Below are 24,542 nucleotides of genomic sequence, written 5' to 3' on the forward strand. Positions count from 1 at the left end.
GGAGCACTGACATGGCCGGCATCGGACACATCGATACCCAGGCGGGCGAAGCCTCTGGCCAGGAATACCTGGTCTTCACGCTCGGCACCGAGGAATACGGCATCGATATCCTGAAGGTGCAGGAGATCCGCAGTTACGAGACCGTCACCCGCATCGCGAACGCCCCCGGCTTCATCAAGGGCGTGACCAACCTGCGCGGCGTGATCGTCCCGATCGTGGACCTGCGCCTCAAGTTCGACCTCGGCAACGTGCGCTATGACCACCAGACCGTGGTGATCATCCTCAACGTGGCGGGCCGTGTGGTCGGCATCGTGGTGGATGGCGTCTCGGACGTGCTCACGCTGACCGGTGACGATATCAAGCCGGCGCCGGAGTTCGGCGTGTCGGTGTCGAACGAGCACCTGACCGGCCTCGGCTCGGTGGAAGGGCGCATGCTGATCCTGATCGATATCGAACGCATGATGACCAGTTCCGAGATGGAGCTGGTGGAAGCCGAACTGGCCTGATCGGGCCAGCCGGCAGATCGCCCCCGAAGTCTCATTAGATTTACCCGCCGCGACCCGGCACTCCACGAAGATACACACCATGACGCCKCTCCGTTCTTCCTCCAGCGCCATCGGGAAGCCAGGCGCGGTTGCCGCCCCCGCCGCGCCGGTGCTGGCGCCGCTGCGCGACGACATGCGTGACTTCCTGCTCACCGAGCATGATTTCGAGAAGGTGCGCGCGCTGATTCACAAGCGCGCGGGCATCTCGCTCGGCAGTCACAAGCGCGAGATGGTCTACAGCCGGCTCGCGCGGCGCCTGCGCTCGCTGGGGCTCGCCGATTTCGGCAGCTACCTGGCCCTGCTCGAGTCCGATGATCGCTCCCAGGAATGGGAGTTCTTCACCAACGCGCTGACCACGAACCTGACCTCGTTCTTCCGCGAGGCGCACCACTTCCCGCTGCTGGCCGAGCATGCCAAGAAGGTTGGCCGGCCCTACAGCGTGTGGTGCGCGGCGGCCTCGACGGGCGAGGAGCCGTACTCGATCGCCATCACCCTGGCCGAGGCACTCGGCGACCGCGCCGGTTCGGTGCTGGCCACCGACATCGACACACAGGTGCTGGCCAAGGCCCGCGCCGGCGTGTACACGGCCGAGCAGGTGGGTCGGCTCTCGCAGGAACGGCTGAAGCGCTTCTTCCTGAAGGGCACCGGCGCACGTTCGGGCTCGGTCAAGGTCAAGCCGGACCTGGCGTCGACGATCGCGTTCGAGCCGCTGAACCTGCTGGCGCCGGAATGGGGATTGCGCGAGAAGTTCGACGCCATCTTCTGCCGCAACGTGATGATCTACTTCGACAAGCCGACACAGGGCCGCATCCTGGAACGGTTTGCTCCGTTGCTCAAGCCGAATGGCCTGCTGTTCGCCGGCCATTCCGAGAATTTCTCGTATGTCACGCGCGCGTTCCAGCTGCGTGGGCAGACGGTATACGAACTGGCCGGCAAGGGCGGCAGCGGAGGTGCATGATGCGTACGCCCCAGATGCCGGAAGCCATTGCCACGCGCAAGTATTTCGACCGCGAGTTCGGCAAGCAGGCCATCAAGCTGCTGCCGAACGAGTACTACGTGAGCGGCGAGGACGTGGTGCTGACCACGGTGCTCGGCTCTTGCGTGGCCGCCTGTATCCGTGACGAAGTGGCGGGCGTGGGCGGCATGAACCATTTCATGCTGCCGGACGACGAGAACGCCGGGCCGGACCGCATGCTGTCCGCCTCGATGCGCTACGGCTGCTACGCGCTGGAAGTGCTGATCAATGAACTCMTGAAGATGGGCGCCCGACGCGAGCGCCTGGAAGCCAAGGTTTTTGGCGGCGGCGCGGTGCTGGCGAACATGACGACCCTCAATATTGGGGATCGGAATGCCGATTTTGTATTGAAGTACCTGAAGACCGAAGAGATTCGACTGGCGGCGCAGGATCTGCGTGGCCCGCACGCGCGACGGGTGAGTTATTTCCCGCGCAGTGGCCTGGCGCTGGTGCGCCGGCTGACACGACAAGACGATACGGTAGGCGTGGAACGCGAGGAGCGTGCGCTGGCACGCGCGATTTCCACCTCCACGAAGGCGCCCGTACGAGGCGCAGTGGAATTGTTCACGCGGCAGGCTACGGCAAGGGTGCCGACCTGAAAATGAGACGTAGAGACCAGATATGACCGCCGCGAAGATCAAGGTGCTGTGCGTGGATGATTCCGCGCTTATCCGCAGCCTGATGACCGAGATCATCAACAGCCAGCCAGACATGGAAGTGGTGGGCACCGCCCCCGACCCGCTGGTGGCGCGCGACCTCATCAAGCGCCTGAACCCGGACGTGCTGACGCTGGACGTGGAAATGCCGCGCATGGACGGCCTCGACTTCCTCGAGCGCCTGATGCGCCTGCGGCCCATGCCGGTGCTGATGGTGTCGTCGCTGACCGAGCGCGGGTCCGAAATCACCATGCGCGCGCTGGAGCTGGGCGCGGTGGATTTCGTCACCAAGCCCAAGCTGGGCATCCGCGACGGGCTGATGGAGTACACGGACACCATCGCCGACAAGATCCGCGCGGCGTCGCGCGCCCGGGTGCGGGCCCCCCGCGCCGAGGGCGCGGCCGAAGGCGCCTCGCCGGCGCCGCTGCTGCGCACGCCGTTGCTGTCGACGGAAAAGCTGATCATCGTGGGCGCGTCCACGGGCGGCACCGAGGCCATCAAGGAATTCCTGATGCCGCTGCCGCCGGACTGCCCGGCCGTGATGATCGTCCAGCATATGCCGGCCGGCTTCACGAAGTCGTTCGCGCAACGGCTGAACGGCCTGTGCCGCATCACGGTCAAGGAGGCCGAGCACGGCGAGCGCGTGCTGCCGGGCTATGCGTACATCGCGCCGGGTGACTCGCACCTGTTGCTGGCGCGCAGCGGCGCCAACTACGTGGCGCACCTGTCGCAGGAAGCGCCGGTGAACCGGCACCGCCCGTCAGTCGACGTGCTGTTCGACTCCGCCGCCGTGCATGGCGGCAAGAACGTCACGGGCGTGATCCTGACCGGGATGGGCAAGGACGGCGCGCGCGGCATGCTGCGCATGCGCGAGGCCGGGTCCTACAACCTTGCGCAGGACGAGCAGTCCTGCATCGTGTTTGGCATGCCGAAGGAGGCCATCGCCACCGGCGGCGTGCATGAAGTAGTGCCCTTGCATTCGATGAGCCAGCGCGTCATGGCGCACCTGGCCACCTTCGGTGCGCGGGCGCAGCGCGTGTAGGGCACCGACCCTGGGCACGCGCCGGGCGCAGTTTTCGTATTTGTTATCCACAACCGTATTGGAGCCGTATAGTGGACAAGAACATCAAGATCCTCGTGGTCGACGACTTCCCGACCATGCGTCGGATCATCCGTAACCTGCTCAAGGAACTCGGTTTCACCAACGTGGAAGAAGCCGAGGACGGCGCCGCCGGCCTGGAGAAGGTGAAGGACGGCAGCTTCAATTTCGTCGTGTCCGACTGGAACATGCCGAACATGGACGGCCTGACCATGCTGCAGTCGATCCGCGCGATTCCCGAGATCGCCAAGACGCCGGTGCTGATGGTGACCGCCGAGGCCAAGAAGGAAAACATCATTGCTGCAGCGCAGGCTGGCGCCAATGGCTATGTGGTGAAGCCGTTCACCGCGGCGACGCTGGACGAGAAGATCACCAAGATCTTCGAGAAGCTGGGTCAGTAAGAGGGGCACGACATGTCGACGACTCAGACTTTCAGCAATGAATCAGCCGATCAGATCATCCATCGCATCGGCAACCTCACGCGGATGCTGCGCGATAACATGCGGGAGCTGGGGCTCGACAAGGAAATCGAGCGGGCCGCACAGGCCATTCCTGACGCGCGCGACCGCCTGAGCTACATCGCCGCCATGACCGAGCAGGCCGCCGAGCGTACGCTCACGGCCGTGGAACTGGCGCAGCCGCTGCAGGAAGACCTCGAAGCCCGCGCCAACGCGCTGGACAAGCGCTGGGACGCGTGGTTCGAGACGCCGGTGGAACTGGGCGATGCCCGGGCCCTGGTGCTCGACACGCGCGAGTTCCTGACCGAGGTGCCGCAGAAGGCCAAGGCCACGGGCAGCCACCTGCTCGAGATCATGATGGCCCAGGACTTCCAGGATCTGACGGGTCAGGTCATCAAGAAGATGATGGACATGATCCGCTCGCTGGAGCAGGAACTGCTGCAGGTACTGATCGACAACGTACCGGCCGATCGTCGCGTGGAAGCTCCGCCCACGCTGATGAACGGTCCGCAGATCAACCCCGAGGGCAAGGCCGACGTGGTGTCGGACCAGTCGCAGGTGGACGATCTGCTGGCAAGCCTGGGCTTCTGAAGCCACATCAGGTCATGGCAGGATGCAACGGGACAATCGCGTCGGGCGATTGTCCCGTTTGTTTTTGGAGACGGTCCCGCGAGCACATCGCCGCATTCGCTGGCAGAATGTGATCGCTCCCCGGCTTCGCGGTACCGAGCAGGTCCCGGGCCGGGTTTTTGTGTCGTATCACTGCCAGAGGATACTGTCGCCATGCCAGCCCGTTGCCGTACCGTCTTCGCCCGTCACGTCGTCCCGTTCGCCACGCTGGCCTTCGCCGGGGTCGCCTCCGCACAAACGCTGACGGTGCCGCAGGTCTCGCCCCAGGTTGACAGCACCTATACGCGCCTCGAGGCCTCGCCGGTGGTGAAGAAGCTGCTCGACGACGTGAAGGCAGACGACGCCCGCGCGCTGACCGAACTGAAGACGATGACGGAGATTCCCGCGCCGCCGTTCAAGGAGTCCGCGCGCGCGCAGTATTTCGTATCGCGCCTGAAGGCGCTGGGGCTGACCGATGCGCGCATCGACGCCGAGGGCAATGCCATCKGTATCCGCAAGGGCACTGGCAACGGGCCCAAGCTGCTGATCTCCGCCCACCTCGACACCGTGTTCCCGCAGGGCACCGACGTCACCGTGAAATCGCGCGACGGCAAGCTCTATGCGCCCGGTATCGGCGATGACACGCGCGGCCTGGCCGTGCTGCTGTCCTGGCTCAAGGTGCTCAACGAGAACAACGTCCGCACGGTGGGGGACATCGTGTTCGTGGGCAACGTCGGCGAGGAGGAACTCGGCAACCTGCGCGGCATGAAGGCAGTGTTCCGCGATCATCCCGATATCGACGGCATGATCGGCCTCGAACCGGGCACCGGCGAGCGCGTGCTGACGCAAGGCACCGGCAGCCATCGCTACGAAATTACGTTCCGTGGCCCGGGCGGCCATAGCTTCGGCGCGTTCGGCCTGCCGAGTGCCATCCACGCGATGGGCCGCGCGATCGGCAAGGTCAGCGATGTCCGCACGCCGACGGACCCCAAGACCACGTTCACGGTCGGCACGGTGGGGGGTGGCACATCGGTCAACGCCATTGCCGGAGATGCCAAGATGGCCATCGACATCCGCTCCAACGGCACGCCGGCCCTGCTCGAAACCGAGAAGCACATCATGTCCGCCATCGCATCGGGTGTGGCTGACGAGAACGGCCGCTGGTCGCCCACCAAGGGCAATGAGATCACCTTCCAGGCAAAGCAGATCGGCGACCGGCCGGCAGGCCAGACCGCCACGGACTCGGTCATCGTGCAGTCGGCCGTGCGCGTGATCAAGGCTAACAGCAAGGAAGCGCCCAGCCTGCGCGGCGGCAGCACCGATGCCAATGTGCCGATGTCGCTCGGCATTCCGGCGGTTATCCTCGGCAGCGGCGGCAAGTCGGGCGGTTCCCACTCGCGCGACGAATGGTTCGATCCGACCAATGCCCATGAGGGTGCGCAGTGGGCACTCACCACGGTGCTCGGGCTGGTCGGCGTGGAAGGCGTGAGCGAGCCCTTGCTCGCCAAGCGGCCGACGAAGTAGGGCGCTGCCCCGGATCGCTGTCAGGCGGGCAGTCCGAAGCGGGTGTCGAACGTCGATGCCACTTCGAGCCGCTGCTTCAGCAATCCGGATTTGAGGTAGAAGTCGGCGGTCTGCTGCTGGATGGCGACGAGGCTGGCATCGATCGGCTGCCATGTCGTATGGCGTCGCTCGAACTGCAGCCGCGCCGCCTCCGGCGAGATGCCGATGATGCGCGCCAGCGTGGCGGAGAACTCCGCCGCGTGTTCATAGGACCAGACCTGGGCGCGCACCACGCGCTGGAGGAAATCGGCCAGGACCGCGCGCTTGGCAGCGAGCGCCGCGTCGGTGGCGGCGAGATAGCTGAGCCCCGACCACAGGCCACGCCCGCTGACGAGTACCCGGGCATGGCCGCTGGTCTCCGCCATGGCCGTGTACGGTTCCCAGGTCGCCCACGCATCGACGGAGCCATTGGTCAGCGCGAGCTTGGTATCGGCTGGAGGGAGGAAGCGGATGTTGGCGTCCTCGGGTTTCAATCCGGCTGACGCCAATGCCTTCAGCGTCACGAAATGGCCAATCGAACCCCGGTTCGTGCCGATGCTCTTGCCTTTGAGGTCAGCCGCGGTCTTCAGCGGTGAATCGGGCCGCACGAGGATGGCGGTGCCATAAGGGTCCGACCGGTTGGCGCCAATCAGCTTGATCCGCGTCCCCGCCGCGAGTGCGAAGATCGCCGGCGCATCGCCAATCGGCCCGCAATCGACCGCCCCCGCATTGAGCGCCTCCGCCAGCGGCGCGGCGGCCGGGAACTCCGTCCACTGGATATCGTAGCCAATGCCCTTGAGTGCATCGGCGGATTCGAGCAGCGCCCGCAGGCCACCCTTCTGGTCCCCCGCCTTGAGGACAGGGCGCGACTGCCCACGCGCGGTGGAAATCAGCACAGGAGCGGCGGCAAGCATGGCGCCATAGCGCAGGAACTGGCGACGGGAAGCGGTCATCGGAATCCGTTCKAACAAGGCCGGACTGGCCAACAGTCCAAGACCCTACGCCGTGCCCCCGACGATGCGAACGAATGTTTTCGCGCTTTGTTATGCGGGGGTGGGAGCTTCCCGGAACGCCCCGGTCCCCTAGCCATCTCCCGCTACCGCCTAGCCGCCGGTGCGTTCTCCGCAAACGCCTTCACGTCCCGCAGCCGATCCACGATTTCGGCGATGTGTGGCCATTGCTCCAGTTCGATGCCCGCGCGCTCCGCGTTGATCGCTTGGGGGAAGAGGAAGATGTCGGCGATTGTCGGCGTGTTGCCGGCCACGTAGGGGCCGGTGCGGCGGGCGGCGAGGCGGGCTTCCACGGCGGTCAGGCCTTCCAGGATCCAGTGGCGGTTCCACGTCACCACGCCCGTCGCGCCCATCCCGGGCATCTTGCCGAGGTAGGCCGCCACGCGCGGTGGCACCAGCGCGTGGATTTCGCTGGCGATGGCCAGGGCGATCGAGCGGGAGAAGGCGCGGCCCGCGCCGTCCTTGGGCAGCAGCGGTGGCAGCGGGAAGCGCTCGTCGAGGTACTCCACGATGGCCAGCGACTGGGTCAGCAACTCGCCTTCGTCGGTCTGCAGCGCCGGCACCAGTCCTTGTGGATTGATGCCGAGGTAGTCCGCCTGCCGGTTCTCGGCACCGTCGCCCAGGATGCCGACGGTGACCATCTCGACCTGCACCCCCTTCATGGCCAGCGCGATACGCACGCGCGATGTGGCCGACGAAATCTCGTTCGCGTAAAGCTTCATGCTGAATCTCCTTGGATTGGCCGTCGGGTTACTGCGCCGGTGCCGCTGCCGCTGCCGGTACTGGCGCCGCTGCCGCGCCAGCCTTGGCTTCCTTCAGCAGCGTCTGGATGATCTGCTCGGACTTCTCGTAGTCCCCTTCGCCCACGTGGTAGTGCCGGATGCGCCCGTTCGCGTCGATGAAGTACAGCGCCGGCCAGTAGTTGTTCTGGAAGGCGCGCCAGATCTTGTAGTCGTTGTCGATGGCGATGGGGTAGGTGAGCTTGAACCGCTTCAGCGCGTCGCGGACGTTACCCACGTCCTTTTCGAACGGAAACTCGGGCGTATGCACGCCGATCACGGTCAGCCCCTGGTCCTTGTACTTCTCGGCCCAGCTACGCACGTACGGCAGCGTATTGATGCAGTTGATGCACGAATAGGTCCAGAAATCGATCAGCACGACCCGGCCGCGCAGTTGCGCCATGTTCAGCGGAGGCGAGTTGAGCCAGGTCGTCGCGCCGTCCAGGGGGGGCGCCGGGGCGTCCGTGCGGGCGGCGCGGGCGTCGCTCAGGCCGGGAAACTGGCCGTTGGCCAGGCTGACGCCGACGGCGGCAAGCGCCGCCAGCGCCATGGCGCCAAAGGTGCGGCGCGTGAAGGAAGAGGGGGTGGTCATGGCAGTGCGCTCCGTTCGGGTGGTGTATGGTCGCTATCAGACACCGTGCGCGTGTACCGGATGTATCGCCCGCCGGCCGCCAGGTAAGGTATTGTCTGCCCGGCTTGGCCAGATACACTGGCATACAAAGGGAAGTGCAACCAATCGCCAGAGCGGGCAAACTCCGCTCATCGCCACTGAAATCTACCAAGAGCGCCGCCAGATGGACGCCCATATCGACCATATCCTTGTTGTTGACGACGACCGCGAAATCCGCGAGCTGGTGTCCACCTACCTGACCCGTAACGGGCTGCGGGTGACCATTGCGCCGGACGGCCGCCACATGCGGACCTTCCTGGAGTCGAACGTCGTCGACCTGATCGTGCTGGACATCATGATGCCCGGCGACGACGGCCTGACGCTGTGCCGCGAACTGCGCGCCGGGAAGCACAAGAGCACCCCGATCCTGATGCTGACCGCCCGCAGCGATGAGACAGACCGGATCATCGGCCTCGAAATGGGCGCCGACGACTACCTCGCCAAGCCGTTCGCCGCGCGCGAGCTGATGGCGCGGATCAAGGCGGTGCTGCGGCGCACCCGGATGCTTCCGCCCAATCTCCAGGTGTCCGAGGCGGGCCGGCTGCTCACTTTCGGCGACTGGCGTCTCGACACCACCGCCCGCCATCTGCTGGACAAGGACGGCACTGTCGTGGCCCTGAGCGGCGCCGAGTACCGGCTGTTGCGCGTGTTCGTCGACCATCCGCAGCGCGTGCTGAACCGTGACCAGCTGCTGAACCTGACGCAGGGCCGTGACGCTGAGCTGTTCGACCGCTCGATCGACCTGCTGGTCAGCCGCCTGCGCCAGCGGCTGGGCGATCACGCCCGCGAGCCGATCTACATCAAGACGGTGCGCAGCGAGGGCTACGTGCTGGCGATGCCCGTCGAGATCACCGAGGCACGCGAATGACCACGGCCGCCCTGGTAGCGCCGCAGTCGCGGGTGCGCTGGTGGCCCGGCACCCTGAGCGCACGGCTGTTCCTGATCCTGCTGGCGGGGCTGGTCATCGCCTATGCGATGTCGTTCACGGTGCTGTTCATGGAACGCTACGTCACCGCGCGCACGGTCATGCTGGGCACGCTGGAAAACGAAGTGGCCACTTCCATCGCCATTCTCGACCGCCTGCCCGCCGCCGAGCGCCCGGACTGGATCCACCGGCTGGACCGGCCGACGTACCGCTACGTCCTCGGCCCTGGCCTGCCGGGCGTGCCCGACATGACCATGCGCGCCAAGGACATCGCCAACAAGATCGAGGAGGCGGCCGGCCAGCGCTTCCCGGTCCGGGTCGAGATGATTCCGGGCGACGGCAAGCGCCTGCAGGCGCACCTGACACTGAGCGACGGCAGCCCGCTGACTATCGACGTCCATCCTGCCATGGCACCGCTGGCGCATTGGCTGCCCTATGTGATGGTGGCGCAACTCGCGCTGCTGGTGCTGTGCAGCTGGTTTGCGGTGCGGCAGGCCATCCGGCCGCTGGCGACGCTGGCCGATGCGGCGAACACGCTCGACCCGAACCAGACCACGCCGCGCATGAGCGAGACCGGCCCGAGCGAGGTGGCCCACGCGGCGGTGGCGTTCAACGCCATGCGCGACCGCATCGCCCATTTCGTGGAGGAGCGCGTGCGCATTCTCGCGGCCATCTCCCACGATCTGCAGACCCCCATCACGCGCATGAAGCTGCGTGCCGAGATGGCCGAGGAGTCTGTCGAGAAGGACAAGCTCATCAGCGACCTGTCCGAGATCGAGCGGCTCGTGCGCGAGGGGCTGGCCTATGCGCGCAGCACGCACGTCGATGGCGAGGCCKATACGCGTATCGACATCGGCTCGTTCCTGGAAAGCCTGGTCTACGACTATCAGGACACTGGCAAGGCCGTGACCATGGAGGAATGCGTGGGCGGGGCGATCGTCACGCGCCCGCATGCCCTGCGGCGCATCCTGACCAACCTGATCGACAACGCCCTGAAGTTCGGCGGCGCGGCCGAGATCGTCGCCCGGCGCGACGCCGATGGCGCCCTGCGGCTGATGGTGATGGATCGCGGCGCCGGCATCCCGGAGGAACAGCTCGATGCGGTGCTCCAGCCGTTCTATCGCGTGGAGGCCTCGCGGAACCGCGATACCGGCGGTAGCGGGCTGGGGCTGGCCATCGCGCAGCAACTGGCGCAGGCGCTCGGCGGCAAGCTGGCGCTGCGCAATCGCGAAGGCGGCGGACTCTCCGCGGAGGTGATCCTGCCTTGATGGCCTGATGCGCCGCGCGGGCGGCAGTTGCATCGTCCCCGCGCTTGCGATCCAATGGGCGCCTTCGCGTGATCACGCCCCTCACCTTGATGTCATCGATGAATGCCAATACAGAAATCCCGGCGCGGCCGCCGCTGCGCGCGCTGACGGCGCTGGAAGGCCGCGTGGTCGCTGTGCTGCTGGAGAAGCAGTACACCGTGCCGGACACCTATCCGCTCTCGCTCAATGCGCTGGCGTCGGGCTGCAACCAGAAGACCGCGCGGTCGCCGGTGATGAGCGTGTCGGAGGACGAGATCCTGACGGCCATCGACGGCCTGAAGTCGCTGAGTCTGGTGTTCGAGGGCAGCAGCAGCCGGGTGCCGCGCTTCGAGCAGAACATGGCCAAGGTGCTTGGCGTGCCGAGCCAGTCGGCGGCGCTGCTGTCCACGCTCCTGCTGCGCGGCCCGCAGACGGCGGCGGAGCTGCGCCTCAACACGGCGCGCCTGCACGCCTTCGCGGATATCTCGTCCGTGGAGGGCTTTCTCGATGAACTCGCCGAGCGCAATCCGGCCCTCGTTATCCGCCTGCCGCGCGCCCCGGGCGAGCGGGAGAGCCGCTGGATGCATCTGCTCTGCGGCGAGGTCAGCGTGGCAGACCTGGCGGCGCCGCGCGGGGCGTCGGCGCCGGAAGGCGGCTCGTCTTCGGAACTCGAAGCGCTGCGCATCAGCCAGCGCGAGCTGGCCGACAAGGTGGCGCGGCTGCAGGCCCTGGTCGAAGAGATGGCCGGGCAGCTCGGCATCGAGGTGGAACCCGGGCGGCTCGGCTAGCCTGCCACCTCCGCCCACTCAGCCTCAGCTCCCCGCTAGATGGCAGTTGCGTTAAACCCGCCGCCCCGCCAACGTGGGGGTGTTGCGGAGAGGAATCAGTCCGCGCGCGCGGGCGCCGTTATCGGCACGGCGTAAAAGGTTCGATGCTATAAAGGGGCGTCGGCCGTCACACGGCCTTGTTTGCCTGCGCCCTTCCGGAATCCTCATGAGCCAGCCCAGTGGCGACATCCAGTCCGCCATGGTGCGACTGCTGTATCGACAGTCGCATGGGGTCCTGTTCGCCAACTTCGTGATTCCGGTGGCCATCGTGTACGCGCTGCGCCACAGCGCATACATCGGGCCGCTGCTGTGGTGGATGGCGATGGTCTATGCCGTCACGCTTGCGCGCATTCTGCTCTCGACGGTGTTCTATCGGCATGAGTCCAGCGCCACGCCGCGCGCCTGGGCTAACCGCTTCGCAGCGATGTCATGGGTATCGGCGGCGTTGTGGGGATGGGTCGGCTCGACCGCGCTGTTCCCGCCGGGCGCCGAGTGGACGGCTTTCGCCTGCATCGTCCTGGCCGGCATGACGTGCGGCGCCGTGCCGGCGCTGTCCGCGCAGCCACGCATCTACGTCGGCATGGTCTTGCTGATGAGCGGCCCGTTCATCGTCCATTGCGCGATGCGGCCGGAGCCTATCTACAACGTTTACGCAGCATTCGGGGTCGCCCTGGTCGTCGTGAACAGCTATTTCAGCCGCGTCACGTATCACACCCTGCTGACCGGGGTGAAGCTGCGCTTCGAGAATCTCGCCCTGATCGGCCAGCTCGAGCATGAGCGCGACCGGGCAACCGCGGCCGACATGGCCAAGACGCGCTTCCTGGCCGCCGCCAGCCACGACCTGCGCCAGCCGGTGCATGCGCTCGGGCTGCTTTCCGCCTCGCTGTCGGCGGTGGCGGAGCGTGGCGATGTCCGCGCCGATGCGGCCACGCAGATCAGCCGGCGCCTGAACGGCACGCTCGACCGCATGGGCGGACTGCTCGACGGGCTGCTGCACGTGTCGCGGCTCGACGCCGGCCTGATGCCGGCACGGCGCCGGCCGTTGTCCCTCGGCAAGCTGCTCGCCGAACTGCGCGACGAGTATGCCGAGCAGGCCAGCCAGCGCGGCAGCACGCTGCGCGTGCGGGTCGCCCAGGCGTGGATCGACAGTGACCCCGAGCTGCTGCGGCGCATCCTGGACAACCTGTTGAGCAACGCGCTGCGCTACGCGCCGCAGTCGCGCATCGTGGTGGGCGCCCGGCGTCGGCCCGGCGCGATCGAGATCCAGGTCTTGGACAGTGGGCCCGGCATTGACCCCTCGCAGCAGGCGCTGGTCTTCGAGGAGTTCGCCCAGTTGCCCAATGTGCAGAGCGAACACGGGCTGGGCCTCGGTCTCGCCATCGTGCGTCGGCTGGCGGACCTGCTCGGCCATCCCGTGAAGCTGCGCTCCACGCCCGGCCGGGGGAGCAACTTCTCGGTGACCGTGCCACTGGCGCGCGATGTCGAGCCGGAAGCGCCGGCCCTGACCAGCGCCGAAGGTCGCGCCCCGGCGGACCTCCAGGCGCGCTATGGCGTGATGCTGGTCGACGACGATCCCCAAATCCTCGCGGCGCTGGGCGACCTGCTCGCGTTCTGGGGCCACACGGTCTATGCGGGCGCCACGGTCGAAGCCGTCTGCGCCGCCCACCAGCGCGCGCGCATCGCCGGCCCGGCCCCGGTAGACCTGATCCTGGCCGACTACCGGCTGGCCGCGCAGGTGACCGGCCGGCAGGCCATCGCGTGGCTGCGCGAGTACCTCGACACCGAGGTGCCGGGCCTGATCGTCACCGGCGACACGGCGCCGGACCGCCTCAAGGCGCTCCACGCCAGCGGCTTCCGGGTGCTGCATAAGCCGATTGCCGCCCCGTTGCTGCGGCAGGCGATCGTCGAGACGGTACGTGGCGACGCGATGGCCGAGAGCCTCCATTCCGGCTAAGGTCGATTCACAACCAGTAGTTGCTTTTCCTGCAATCCACATCACCATTGTTTGTGGAAGTCTGACTACCTACCATGGGTCTCAACGGTAACCGACACGCCGCGACGATCGCAGCGAAGGCCGGAACCGAGCCAACCCAATCCCAGGAGTCAGTCATGTCCGATTCGAAGMAATCCCAAAGCAAGGTCTGGTTCATCACCGGTGCGTCGCGCGGTTTCGGCACGCTGTTTGTCCGCAACGCGCTGGCACGCGGTGACCGCGTCATMGCCACGGCGCGCAATCCCCAGGCCATCGTCGATGCCATTGGCGACCAGCCCGGCCTTCTCGCGGTCAAGGTCGATGTGACCAACGAATCGGACGCCGTCGAGGCCGTGCGCCAGGGCGTGGCCCGCTTCGGCCGGATCGACGTGCTGGTGAACAACGCCGGCTACGGCGTGCTCGGCGCGGTGGAGGAGACCAGCATCGCCGAAGCGAAGGCTAACTTCGACACCAACGTCTTCGGCATGCTCGCCGTCACCCGGGCCGTGCTGCCGCAGATGCGCCAGCAGCGCAGCGGCCATGTCATCAATATCTCGTCGCTGGGCGGCTACTCGGCCTATCACGGCTGGGGCGTCTATGGCGCCTCGAAGTTTGCGGTGGAGGGGCTGACCGAAGCCATGTCCCAGGAGCTGGCCCCGCTGGGCATCCACGCCACGGTGGTTGAGCCGGGCTTCTTCCGCACGGACTTCCTGAACGACAACTCGCTGGTTGCCACCAAGACCGAGATTGCCGACTACGCCGAGACGGTGGGCGCGATGCGCGTCTTTGCTGCCGGTGCCAACCACAACCAGCCGGGCAACCCGGAGAAGCTCGCCGAGGCGATGCTGCAACTCGTGGACAGCGACCATCCCCCGCTGCGGCTGCCGCTGGGCACCGACGCCATCGCCCGCATCGAACAGAAGCACAAGTTCGTGGAAGCCGAACTGGCCGCATGGCGCACCCTGGCTGAGTCGACGGATCACGCGGACGTGGTGCGGTAAGGCAGCCGGGTTAGCGGTCAGGCATGGCCGCCAACCCGCGCTAAGTGAGACGCCGACGCTGCTGACGCGTACCAACGATACGCAGGGATGTGAATGACCTCCTCCTGCGGATGCCATGCGTAGACCAGCACGTGTTCGCGATTCAAGATAATGTGTCGTGTACCGGGCACTTTTCCGGCGGGATACATTGCTGGAAACCTGACAAGCGCTTCGAGGCGATCGGCAATGAGCAGGTTCAGGTTCACGGCGGCCAACCGGTTGTCAGCGGCGATGCGGTGGAACAGGGCCTTGCGTTCCTCCCGTGCGGTCGTTGACCACTCCACCCTCAACGGTCAACTCCCCCGGTTCGAATCGCGGGCGATGCTGGCCAGCAGCGCCTCATTCTCTTCCGCCATTTCCCGCAATACGACTTCGTGCGGCACGCGCGGCCGGGAATCATCTAACCCCGCCTGCACCTGCCCCTTAAACCACCGGTCATAAGCTGCCGCCTCATGGGCCGCGCGCATGCGCTCGGCGGCGTCCAGGCGGGGACGGGCGACGTGGGTGCCAGGCTGGAACGCCGTCGCGTCGACTTCGAATTCTGCTATCTGCATACGGACGAGAAAGTTGACCAACGTGTCGAGCTTCGGCCAGACGCGGACGTTGCCGCGCCGGACCACCAGGGTGCTCTCGCTCGTCCCGTATCGGACCACGATCCGCCAGCCGCCCGTCTGCGCCACGGCGCGTACGCGCTGCAGGCTGCCGGAGGCGGCCAGTTTTTCGAGCATCGCCTGGTCGATGGTGGCCGTCTGTGCCGTCATGGCATATCCCCTGAATTGTGATCGATACGGGGAATATGCTACCAAACATCTATTGGCTGGCAGCCGATCCACTACAAAACGTGAGATTCGCGAAAACCGGCCCAGACTACCCGGACTGCAGGCAAAGACTGTCGAATTGCTGTTGAGATCACATGTTTGGTGCAATCCTTAACGAAAACACATCATTGCGTGGTATCGGCAAGACATGGCAAGATGGCCGCCCGATCGGTGCCAAAACGACGCCGGAGTGGCCGCCACCGCACCTTTACCCTAAAGGTCGGTACCCCCCGGGCCGTTAACTCCGCTGCCCCCCTCATTCCTGAAACAGGCACCTGTTTCCCTCCCTTTTCCCCTGAATGCCAGCGCCCCCGGGATTTGATAATCCTCGCTGACGAAGTGCCGCCTGCGCGCTTCGCGTTGGAGCGTCCATGTCCGAGGAAAGCGATCTCGAGAAAACCGAACCCGCCTCACCCCGGCGCCTGGAAAAGGCGCGCGAGGAGGGGCAGGTGGTGCGTTCGCGCGAGCTCGGCACGTTCGTGATGCTGATGACGGGCGTGATCGGCCTGTGGGTCATGGGCGGCACGCTGGGCCGCCGGCTGGACGCCGTGATGCACAAGAGCCTGGCTTTCGAGCCGGCCACCGCGTTCGACACCAACCGCATGCTGTCGCAGTTCGGCATCGCTATCTGGGACAGCCTGCTTGCCTTCCTGCCGCTGCTGCTGATGTTCGGGGTGGCCGCGCTGATGGCCCCGCTGGCGCTGGGCGGCTGGCTGTTCGCGAGCAAGTCGTTCATGCCGGATTTCTCGCGCCTCTCCCCGCTGCAGGGGCTGGGCCGGATGTTCTCCTCGCATTCGCTGGTGGAACTCGGCAAGGCCATCGCCAAGTCGCTGCTGGTGGGCGGCGTGGGCGCCTGGATGGTCTGGCGCAAGCTGCCGGAGGCCGTGGCGCTGATGAACGCGCCCGTGCAGGAGGCGCTGCTGCACCTGATGGAGCTAGTGCTCTACGTGTGCGGCGTGGTGTCCGGCTCGCTGCTGCTGGTGGTGGCGCTGGACGTGCCCTGGCAGCTCTGGACGTTCTACAAGAAGCTCCGCATGACCAAGGAAGAGGTCAAGCAGGAGATGAAGGAAACCGATGGCGATCCGCACATCAAGGCCCGCATCCGGCAGCAGCAGCGGGCCATGGCGCGTCGCCGCATGATGACCGAGGTGCCCAAGGCCGATGTGGTGGTGACCAACCCCACGCACTTCGCCGTGGCGCTGCGCTATGAGGAAGGCGGCATGGGCGCGCCGCGCGTCGTCGCCAAGGGAACCGAGGAAGTGGCCGCTCGCATCCGCGAACTGGCCGCCGAACATCGCGTGCCGATCCTGTCCGCGCCGCCGCTGGCGCGGGCGCTGCACCGGCACGTGGAGCTGGGGCATGAAATCCCGGCGGGCCTGTATACCGCCGTGGCCGAGATCCTGGCCTGGGTCTATCAACTGAAACACTGGCACTACTCCAACGGTCCGCAGCCTTCGGGACCGACGGAGCTGGTGGTGCCGGACGAACTTGCCGTACCGGAAGCCCGCGCATGAACGCACTGACGAATTTCTTCAACATCCCGGGCCTGCGCTCGGGCGCCCAGCTGAAGGCGCTGGCAGGACCGCTGCTGATCGTCATGATCCTCGGCATGATGATCCTKCCGCTGCCCGCGTTTGTGCTGGACCTGCTGTTCACGTTCAACATCGCGCTGTCCATCATGGTGCTGCTGGTGGGCATGTACACCCGCACGGCGCTGGACTTCGCGGCGTTCCCGGCCGTGCTGCTGTTCTCCACGCTGCTGCGCCTGTCGCTGAACGTGGCCTCCACGCGCGTGGTGCTGCTGGAGGGCCATACCGGCCCGGACGCCGCCGGCAAGGTGATCGAGGCCTTCGGCCACTTCCTGGTGGGCGGCAACTTCGCGGTGGGTATCGTGGTGTTCGCCATCCTGGTGGTGATCAACTTCATGGTGATCACCAAGGGTGCGGGCCGTATCGCTGAAGTGGGCGCGCGCTTCATGCTCGATGCCATGCCCGGCAAGCAGATGGCCATCGACGCGGACCTGAACGCCGGCCTGATCAACGAGGAAGGCGCCCGCAAGCGCCGTACCGAAGTGGCGCAGGAGTCCGACTTCTACGGCGCCATGGACGGTGCCTCGAAGTTCGTGCGCGGCGACGCCATCGCCGGGCTGATCATCATGTTCATCAACGTCGCGGCCGGCATGGTCGTGGGCATGGTGCAGCATGACCTGGACTTCGGCACCGCGGTGCATAACTACACGCTGCTGACCATCGGCGATGGCCTGGTTGCGCAGATTCCGGCACTGGTGATCTCCACCGCCGCCGGTGTGATCGTCTCGCGCGTGTCGAACGAGCAGGACGTCGGCCAGCAGCTTACCGGCCAGCTCTTCTCGAACCCGCGCGTCATGTTCCTGACCGCCGGCATCATCGGCGCGATGGGCATCATCCCCGGCATGCCGCACTTCGCCTTCCTGCTGCTGGCCGGCGCGATGGCCTGGTTCGGCCGCTACATGCTGCGCCGCGACGCCGTGCAGGCCKAGACCAAGGTCCGCGAAGAGCGCAAGCCGGCCGTGGCCGCAGAAGCCGCCGAAGCCACGTGGGAAGACGTGACGATGGTCGACCCGCTGGGCATGGAAGTGGGCTACCGCCTGATCACGCTGGTGGACCGCGGCCAGAACGGCGAACTGCTGGGCCGTATCAAGAGCATCCGCAAGAAGATTGCGCAGGACATCGGCTTCCTGGTGCCGGTGGTGCATATCCGCGACAACCTCGAACTCAAGCCCAACGCCTACCGCATCACGCTCAAGGGCGTGGAGATTGGCAGCGGCGAGGCCACGCCGGGCCAGTGGATGGCCATCAACCCCGGCCAGGTCAGCGGCACGCTGCCGGGCCCGGTCACGCGCGACCCCGCTTTCGGCCTGCCGGCGGTGTGGATCGACGCCAGCCTCAAGGAGCAGGCGCAGGCCTACGGCTACACCGTGGTCGATGCCAGCACCGTGGTGGCCACCCACCTGAACCACCTGATCCAGATGCACGCCTCCGAGCTGCTGGGGCGCCAGGAAGTGCAGTCGCTGCTGGACCGCATCGCCAAGGAATCGCCGAAGCTGACCGAAGACCTCGTGCCGAAGACGATCTCGCTGACCGGCCTGCAGAAGGTGCTGCAGAACCTGCTGGACGAAGGTGTGCCGATCCGCGACATGCGCACGATCCTCGACGTGGTGGCCGAGCACGCCACCAAGGTCAGCGAGCCTACCGAACTCACGGCGCTGGTGCGCGTGGCGCTGGGCCGGGCCATCACGCAGCAGCTGTTCCCGAACAATGCTGACCTGCAGGTCATCAGCCTCGACGCCGGCCTGGAACGCGTGCTGACGCAGGCGCTGGCCAACGGCGGCGGCATCGAGCCGGGCCTGGCCGATGCGCTGCTCCAGCAGGCGCAGGGCGCGGTCGGCCGCCAGGAGCAGATGGGTCTCGACCCCGTGCTGCTGGTGCCGTCCCCGCTGCGGCCGCTGATGGCGCGCTTCCTGCGCCGTACGCTGCCCCAACTGAAGGTGCTGTCGCATGCCGAAGTCCCGGACAACCGCAACATCCGCATTACCGCAATGATCGGCGGCGCGGCGTAAGGAACGAACATGAGCGTGGCGAAGTTTGTGGCGGCCAATGGCCGCGAAGCGATGCGCAAGGTGCGCGAGGCCATGGGCCCCGACGCCGTGGTGCTGTCCAACCGGGCCATCGAGGGCGGCGTGGAAATTGTGGCGATGCGCGATGCGGACCTGGGCGCCGTCAGCGCCACGGCGCAGCCGTACGCGCCATCCGCGCCATCCGCGTCATCGGCGTCATCGGCATCGATGCTGTCGATGAGCCCGATGGCGCCGCTGTCTTCGATGCCCCCGTCGTCCTCGATGTCTCAGTTCGCACCGGCCCCGATCGCACAGATGCCGTCGATGATGACCGCCGACGCGTCCGACCCGGCCGCGCTGGGGGACCTGCGCGGCGAGCTGGCCTCGATGCGCAGCATGCTGGAGCGCCAGTTCGCCGGCCTGGCCAACACGCCCGCCGGCGTGGCCGCTGGCGACCCGCTACGCGAGTCGCTGTTCGAATGGCTCGTCAACGCCGGCTTCTCGGGCCAGCTTTCGCGCACGTTGCTCGCCCACCTGCCAGTCGGCACGGACCGTCCGGCCGCGATGGCCTGGATCCGCCAGGAACTGGCCCGCAAGGTGCCGGTGCTGGCCGATGAGGACACGCTGTTCGCGCAGGGCGGCGTGCTCGCGCTGATCGGCCCGACCGGCGTCGGCAAGACCACCACCACCGCCAAGCTGGCCGCGCGCTTCGTGCTCCGCCACGGCCCGGGCAAGCTCGCGCTGCTGACCACCGACCGCTTCCGGATCGGCGCGCACGAACAACTGCGTATCTATGGCGACATCCTCGGCGTGCCCGTGCATGCCGTGAAGGACGCCGCCGACCTGCGGTTCGCGCTGTCGGCCATGAAGGACAAGCACCTCGTCATCATCGACACGGTGGGCATGAGCCAGCGCGACCGCAGCCTGTCCGACCAGATCTCGATGCTGGCCGGCGTGCAGGCCCCGATGCAGCGTGTGCTGCTGCTCAACGGCGCCGCGCACGGCGACACGCTCAATGAAGTCGTGCACGCCTACCGCAACGACACCGCTGGCGACGCCGCCGGTATCGACGGCTGCATCATCAGCAAGCTGGACGAAGCCACCCACCTGGGCTCGGTGCTCGACGTGGTGATCCGCCACCGCCTGCCCGTGTTCTACGCCTCCACCGGCCAGCGCGTGCCGGAGCACCTCGAACTGGCTCAAGCCGATGCCCTGGTCGAACGTGCCTTCCTGACGCCGCGCCGTGGCTCGCTGTTCGCCGATGCCGATGTGGCGCGGCGCCAGGCCAGCGCCGCCGAGCCAGCCCAGACCGAGCGTGCCGGCGCCGACGATGTGCTGCGCTCGCTGACCGACAGCGCCAACGCCGTGGGCGTGTGCGTGGAGGAACTCAACGGCGCGCAGTACGGCTTCGACGTGGCCCGCTCGCTGTGGCAGCAACGCGGCGCCGGTGCGCCGGCGCTGCGCCAGATGGCCCAGCAGGTGCGCCTGTCGATGTGCCGCGACGCCAGCCGCACGTGCGACCGCTACGTGCTCGCTGTGACCGGCACCGCCTCGCAGACCGTGCCGGGTCGCCGCGCCCCGCAACTGCTGCAACAGACGCTGTGGCTGGCCGACCGTGACGGCACGCCGCTGGCCACCACGGTGGTGCCCGCCGGCCGCACGCGCCAGTCGATGGCCGAAGCCGAGGCGGAAGCCGAAGCCGCCACCGTGCGCGCCACGCTGGCCGCCGCCCGCACCGTGGTCAACCTCAATGCCTCGCTGCCGTCCGCCGCCACGCTGGCGCGCTGGCAGCAACTGGGCGAACGCTGGGTGGCCGGCACGCGCAAGACCACGCGCGTGATTGCCGACGGCGCCGCCAACAAGCTCGACACCATTGCCGATACGCTGACCTTCCTCGCCATCGGCGACACCACCTGCCGCGACCGCGACGCCGTGCACTGGCTCGGCCACTGCATGGTGCGCGTGCCCGAAGGCCAGGTGCGCGCCGCCGCCCGTGGCCGTGGCCAGGGGGCCGGCGCCGAGGCCGGCACCGAGGCTTGCCTCGCGGTGTCCCGGCTGGTCGATCGAGAAACCGGCGACATGCTGTCCGTGGACTACGTGCTGTGCGACCCGGCGCTGGCCGACGTGGCCGCCCAGGTGGCCCGCTGGGCTCAGTGGACGCACCACGCGGAAGAGCAGTTCCGCACGCTGCGCCATGCGATGGAGCACTTCGCGCAGGGCAGCGAGGGCAACGGTGCGGGCGACGACGACACGCTCGGCACGCTGGTCTCGGTGCAGCTCGGCCTGACCGCGCTGCGCCTGCAACACAACCCGACGCCGACGGCGCCCGCGTTCCTGTCGCGCCTGGCTGGCCGCGCCACCGCCCGCGTCAATGCGCCGGTGTCCGGCGCCGTGCTCAACGAAGGCATGGGCCGCCTGCTGGCGCTGCTGGACGTGCTCGAGAACTACCCGGGCCGCAACGTGGCTTCGGCCCCGGCCCCGGCATTCGACGACACGCCCGACTCGGCGCGCCAGGCGATGGACGCCCTTGGTGCCAGTGCCGCCCGTCAACTGGCCCCCGCAGGAGAGTAAGCCTTGAACCTGATGGGCTCCGACCAGGCGGAAAGCCTGCGCCGCATGCTGGCACCGCGCGTCACCCGGCGTATCGCCGTGGTGGGCTGCGAGGCCGGCGCCGGTGCCACCACCGTGGCGCTCGGGCTGGCCAACGCGCTCGCCATGCAGGGCGAACGTGTGCTGCTGGCCGATGAAGACCGCGCCGCCGCGCGCGCCACCCGGCTTGCCGGCGCGGCGCCGAAGGCCACGCTGGCCGATGTGCTGGGCGGCCGGATGCCGTTCGACGCGGCGGCGGGCACCCGTGCCGCCAGCGGCGTGGCCGTGCTGCCGGCCGGCAACGTGCCCGCCGGCGCGCAGATCGACKACCGCGCCTTGCCGGGCATCCGCACGGTGCTGGTCGATGCGCAGTCGAGCGAGTCCGGCGCGCTGTCGCCCATGGCCGGCGCGGCGCACAACTTCGTGATCGTGATGCGGCCCGAGGCCACGTCGATCACCGCCGCCTACGCCTGCATCAAGCGGCTGCACCATGAATTTGCATGCCGTCACTTCCAGCTGATCGTCAATATGGCGGACAAGGAAGCGACGGTGATGGCCCTCTCGCGCAACCTGGCCCGCACGGCGAGCCAGTACCTGGGCGTGGAGGCAAGCCTGGCGGGCTACCTGCCGCTGGATCCGCTGGTGGCCCGTGCGCTGCAGCTGGGCCGCTGCGTCGTGGAGGCCTATCCGGCCGCCGCGGCCACCGGCGCGCTGCGCCACGTGGCCAGCGGCATCGGGGCATGGCCGCTGCGCCAGGAAGCAGTCTCTCCGGGGATGGCCGCGGCCGTTCCCGCCTGATACCAGAACAAGAAGTCGCAACAACCGGACCGACACTCAGCCAGCCAGTCCGCCCCGCAAGGAATGTGGGGCGCTGGCACCGAACCAAGTTATTACCGAGAATTCCACCATGTATACGATTCAGGGAAAGCTCGAACAGGCAGACGTGGTCAAGTCACATGCGCCGCTGGTGCGACGGATCGCGTTGCAACTGGCGGCCAAGCTGCCTGCCAGTGTCCAGATCGACGACCTGATCCAGGCCGGCATGATCGGCCTGCTCGACGCTGCCAAGCGCTATGAAGACAACCACGGCGCCCGCTTCGAGACCTACGCGAGCCAGCGCATCCGAGGCGCGATGCTCGACGAGGTGCGCGCCAACGACTKGCAGTCGCGCAGCCTGCGCCAGTTCACGCGCAAGATCGAGCGCACCCAGCGCAGCCTCGAACAGAAGCTCGGCCGCACGCCGATCGACTCCGAGGTGGCCARGGAACTCGATATGGCGCTCGACGAATACCAGGAGCTGCTCAACGAGGTCTACGGCTGCCAGCTGCTGCACTACGAGGACTTCGAGCGCTCCGGCGAGGAAGACTTCCTGGACCGCCATCTCGGCGTGACCGACGACGGCAACCCGCTGACGGTGCTGATGGAGTCCGGCATGCGCGAGGCGCTGATCCGCGCCATCGACAAGCTGCCCGAGCGGGAAAAGCTGGTGCTGTCGCTGTGCTACGACCAGGAACTGAACCTGCGCGAGATTGGCGCGGTGCTGGAAGTGACCGAGTCACGCGTGTGCCAGATCCGCAGCCAGGCGATTACCCGCCTGCGCAACCAGCTGCGGGGTTTGCTGTAATGCGTGCCTGGCTGTCGATGACGGTGGCCGCGCTCTGCGGCTTCCTGCCGGCGATCCTGTCGGCGCAGGGCTTGACGAAGGCAACGCTCGAAATCGGCCCGTCGCGCCATGCCTGGACTGGCTCGGCGGTGGGCCCGATGATTGCGAACCGGGGCCAGCGCGCGCTGTCCGCGCCGATCGTGCCGKGCGGGGTGCTGCCGCAGTCGGCTGGCGTCATCACCGCGGTGCGCTGGCGTTACAGCTTCACGCGCGTGCCGCCGCCGGACCTGCAGGCCTACCTCTGCAATGCCGACCGCTGCGTGATGCTGCCGGGTGCCGAGGGCAAGACCAACGCCTTCGTTGGCGACGATGCCAGCAAGGGCTTCGTATTCGCCTTCCGCGTGCCGGGCAACGGCGGCCTGGCGCCGTCGCTGCAAGGGCGCAGCAACGAGGTGACGGTCAGCTTCCGCTAACCGTCCCGGGCTTTACATCTGCCGCCTCACGCCACGCGTGTGTGCGTGACGGCCACCACCTTCGCCCATCGCGCGATTTCCGCCTGCAGGAACTGCGCGAACTGGGCGGCGCTATTCCCCACTGGTACCAGACCTTCCCCCTGCAAGCGCTTGCGCATGGCCGGCGCCGCCACGGCCGCGCGGGCTGCCGTCTCCAGTTCCCGCACCATGTCCGGCGGCATGCCGGCCGGGCCGAGCAGGCCGTACCACGAGCTGTAGTCGAAGCCCGGCACGAGATCGGCAATCGGGGCGAGGTTCGGGAACGCCGCCAGCCGCTGCGGGCTGCTCACGCCGAGCCCCTTGAGCTTGCCGGCCACAAGCAGCGGCTGCACCGTGGCCACGTTGCCGAGCAGCAGGTCGGCCTGGCTGCCCACCACATCGGCCACAGCCGGGCCGGCGCCCTTGTACGGCACGCTGACGATGTCGATGCCGGCCTCGTGCTTGAGCATCTCCCCCGCCAGATGGTTGGCGCTGCCCACGCCGGCCACGGCGATGCTCAGCTTGCCCGGCTTCGACTTCGCCAGCGCCACCAGTTCGCGCAGGTTGCTGACGCCAAGGTCCGGGCGCGACACCAGGATCAGCGGCGAACTGGCGATCAGCGAGATCGGCGTGAAGTCCTTGATGGCGTCGAATGGCTTTTTCTCGAACAGCGCCGGATTGATCGCGTGGCTGGTGTAGCTCAGCAGCAGCGTGCCGCCATCGGGGTCCGCCTTGGCCACGGCGATGGCGGCGATATTGCCGGCCGCGCCGCCCCGGTTTTCGACGATGAAGGGATGCTTGAGCCGCTGCTCCAGCTCGGCCGACAGGGAGCGCGCGACGATGTCGGTGCCGCCGCCCGGCGTGGCGCCGACGAGGACTTTCGTGACGGCCGGCGCCGCCCGCGCCAGACCCGGGGGCAGGATCAGCGCCGCCGACAGCAGCGCGAGGAAATCGCGTCGTTCCATGGTTGTCTCCGTATTTATCTTTGTATTTTTTGTGGGGCGATGCTGGCG

The 24,542-nt window shown here is 67.3% G+C and carries 23 protein-coding genes and 1 pseudogene; 18 read left to right on the forward strand and 6 right to left on the reverse strand.

Annotated elements, in window-relative coordinates; genetic code table 11:
* Positions 1-11 precede the first annotated feature (11 nt).
* The 7 genes from AC1EJR_RS11575 to AC1EJR_RS11605 all read left to right on the forward strand — a co-directional run bounded on the left by AC1EJR_RS11575 (position 12) and on the right by AC1EJR_RS11605 (position 5,906).
* Entirely contained in the window at positions 12-506 is a 495-nt protein-coding gene (locus AC1EJR_RS11575; protein WP_092295931.1) for a chemotaxis protein CheW, read from the forward strand.
* 79 nt (positions 507-585) lie between these two features.
* A complete protein-coding gene (locus AC1EJR_RS11580; RefSeq protein ID WP_092295928.1) occupies positions 586-1,503 on the forward strand; it encodes a CheR family methyltransferase in 918 nt (305 codons plus the stop codon).
* Positions 1,503-2,159 (forward strand): chemoreceptor glutamine deamidase CheD, encoded by a 657-nt coding sequence (gene cheD / locus AC1EJR_RS11585; protein WP_477147138.1) that lies wholly within the window; start codon positions 1,503-1,505, stop codon positions 2,157-2,159. The genes AC1EJR_RS11580 and cheD overlap by 1 nt, the downstream gene beginning before the upstream one ends.
* A gap of 22 nt (positions 2,160-2,181) precedes the next feature.
* Entirely contained in the window at positions 2,182-3,258 is a 1,077-nt protein-coding gene (locus AC1EJR_RS11590) for a protein-glutamate methylesterase/protein-glutamine glutaminase (protein ID WP_092295922.1), read from the forward strand.
* 71 nt (positions 3,259-3,329) lie between these two features.
* Positions 3,330-3,716, forward strand: coding sequence for a chemotaxis response regulator CheY (cheY, locus tag AC1EJR_RS11595; RefSeq protein WP_144199859.1), 387 nt, complete (start codon positions 3,330-3,332; stop codon positions 3,714-3,716).
* Positions 3,717-3,728: 12 nt separating this feature from the next.
* Positions 3,729-4,364, forward strand: a complete 636-nt coding sequence (gene cheZ, locus AC1EJR_RS11600) for a protein phosphatase CheZ (RefSeq protein WP_092295916.1) — start codon at positions 3,729-3,731, stop codon at positions 4,362-4,364.
* A 192-nt stretch (positions 4,365-4,556) separates the two neighbouring features.
* On the forward strand, positions 4,557-5,906 hold the full coding sequence (locus AC1EJR_RS11605; RefSeq protein ID WP_477147089.1) for a M20/M25/M40 family metallo-hydrolase: 1,350 nt from the start codon (positions 4,557-4,559) through the stop codon (positions 5,904-5,906).
* 20 nt (positions 5,907-5,926) lie between these two features.
* Here the strand turns inward: AC1EJR_RS11605 and AC1EJR_RS11610 are convergent, their stop codons facing one another.
* The 3 genes and pseudogenes from AC1EJR_RS11610 to AC1EJR_RS11620 all read right to left on the reverse strand — a co-directional run.
* Positions 5,927-6,877: an ABC transporter substrate-binding protein gene (locus AC1EJR_RS11610; protein WP_092296241.1), complete on the reverse strand. Its 951-nt coding sequence runs from the start codon at positions 6,875-6,877 to the stop codon at positions 5,927-5,929.
* 143 nt (positions 6,878-7,020) lie between these two features.
* Complete coding sequence (maiA, locus tag AC1EJR_RS11615) at positions 7,021-7,656, reverse strand: maleylacetoacetate isomerase (RefSeq protein WP_092295909.1); 636 nt, start codon at positions 7,654-7,656, stop codon at positions 7,021-7,023.
* Positions 7,657-7,741: 85 nt separating this feature from the next.
* Positions 7,742-8,269, reverse strand: a pseudogene (locus tag AC1EJR_RS11620) (thioredoxin family protein); the annotation flags it as partial.
* A gap of 238 nt (positions 8,270-8,507) precedes the next feature.
* Here AC1EJR_RS11620 and AC1EJR_RS11625 point away from each other — a divergent pair.
* The 5 genes from AC1EJR_RS11625 (at position 8,508) to AC1EJR_RS11645 (ending at position 14,394) form a co-directional block, all read left to right on the forward strand.
* Positions 8,508-9,251, forward strand: a complete 744-nt coding sequence (locus AC1EJR_RS11625; protein WP_092295903.1) for a response regulator — start codon at positions 8,508-8,510, stop codon at positions 9,249-9,251.
* Positions 9,248-10,576 carry a sensor histidine kinase gene (locus AC1EJR_RS11630; RefSeq protein ID WP_477147090.1) on the forward strand — a complete coding sequence of 443 codons (1,329 nt, stop codon included), beginning with the start codon at positions 9,248-9,250 and terminating at the stop codon, positions 10,574-10,576. The genes AC1EJR_RS11625 and AC1EJR_RS11630 overlap by 4 nt, the downstream gene beginning before the upstream one ends.
* Positions 10,577-10,674: 98 nt before the next feature.
* Positions 10,675-11,382 carry a YceH family protein gene (locus tag AC1EJR_RS11635; RefSeq protein ID WP_092295898.1) on the forward strand — a complete coding sequence of 236 codons (708 nt, stop codon included), beginning with the start codon at positions 10,675-10,677 and terminating at the stop codon, positions 11,380-11,382.
* Between the two features lie 205 nt (positions 11,383-11,587).
* Complete coding sequence (locus tag AC1EJR_RS11640) at positions 11,588-13,375, forward strand: sensor histidine kinase (protein ID WP_441592647.1); 1,788 nt, start codon at positions 11,588-11,590, stop codon at positions 13,373-13,375.
* Positions 13,376-13,530: 155 nt separating this feature from the next.
* Positions 13,531-14,394, forward strand: coding sequence for an oxidoreductase (locus tag AC1EJR_RS11645; protein WP_477147091.1), 864 nt, complete (start codon positions 13,531-13,533; stop codon positions 14,392-14,394).
* Between the two features lie 17 nt (positions 14,395-14,411).
* On the opposite strand, the gene AC1EJR_RS11650 is transcribed toward AC1EJR_RS11645, so the two are convergent.
* The gene (locus AC1EJR_RS11650; protein ID WP_477113282.1) at positions 14,412-14,717 is read right to left on the reverse strand and encodes a type II toxin-antitoxin system RelE/ParE family toxin; all 306 of its coding nucleotides are present in this window, start codon (positions 14,715-14,717) and stop codon (positions 14,412-14,414) included.
* Between the two features lie 9 nt (positions 14,718-14,726).
* Positions 14,727-15,194: an antitoxin PaaA2 family protein gene (locus AC1EJR_RS11655; RefSeq protein WP_477113175.1), complete on the reverse strand. Its 468-nt coding sequence runs from the start codon at positions 15,192-15,194 to the stop codon at positions 14,727-14,729.
* Between the two features lie 428 nt (positions 15,195-15,622).
* Here AC1EJR_RS11655 and flhB point away from each other — a divergent pair, with 428 nt between their 5' ends.
* The 6 genes from flhB (at position 15,623) to AC1EJR_RS11685 (ending at position 23,511) form a co-directional block, all read left to right on the forward strand.
* Entirely contained in the window at positions 15,623-16,765 is a 1,143-nt protein-coding gene (flhB, locus tag AC1EJR_RS11660; RefSeq protein ID WP_092295889.1) for a flagellar biosynthesis protein FlhB, read from the forward strand.
* Positions 16,762-18,849, forward strand: coding sequence for a flagellar biosynthesis protein FlhA (gene flhA / locus AC1EJR_RS11665; RefSeq protein ID WP_477147092.1), 2,088 nt, complete (start codon positions 16,762-16,764; stop codon positions 18,847-18,849). Before flhB ends, flhA begins: the two co-directional genes overlap by 4 nt.
* Positions 18,850-18,858: 9 nt before the next feature.
* Positions 18,859-21,417: a flagellar biosynthesis protein FlhF gene (gene flhF, locus AC1EJR_RS11670; protein ID WP_477113176.1), complete on the forward strand. Its 2,559-nt coding sequence runs from the start codon at positions 18,859-18,861 to the stop codon at positions 21,415-21,417.
* Between the two features lie 12 nt (positions 21,418-21,429).
* A complete protein-coding gene (locus AC1EJR_RS11675; protein ID WP_477147139.1) occupies positions 21,430-22,233 on the forward strand; it encodes a MinD/ParA family ATP-binding protein in 804 nt (267 codons plus the stop codon).
* Between the two features lie 109 nt (positions 22,234-22,342).
* Positions 22,343-23,059 (forward strand): RNA polymerase sigma factor FliA, encoded by a 717-nt coding sequence (locus AC1EJR_RS11680; RefSeq protein WP_477147093.1) that lies wholly within the window; start codon positions 22,343-22,345, stop codon positions 23,057-23,059.
* Complete coding sequence (locus AC1EJR_RS11685; RefSeq protein ID WP_477147094.1) at positions 23,059-23,511, forward strand: flagellar protein FlhE; 453 nt, start codon at positions 23,059-23,061, stop codon at positions 23,509-23,511. The genes AC1EJR_RS11680 and AC1EJR_RS11685 overlap by 1 nt, the downstream gene beginning before the upstream one ends.
* A gap of 26 nt (positions 23,512-23,537) precedes the next feature.
* On the opposite strand, the gene AC1EJR_RS11690 is transcribed toward AC1EJR_RS11685, so the two are convergent.
* Entirely contained in the window at positions 23,538-24,494 is a 957-nt protein-coding gene (locus AC1EJR_RS11690; RefSeq protein WP_092295877.1) for a tripartite tricarboxylate transporter substrate-binding protein, read from the reverse strand.
* Positions 24,495-24,542 lie beyond the last annotated feature (48 nt).

The organism is Cupriavidus sp. 05T42 (assembly GCF_056396345.1).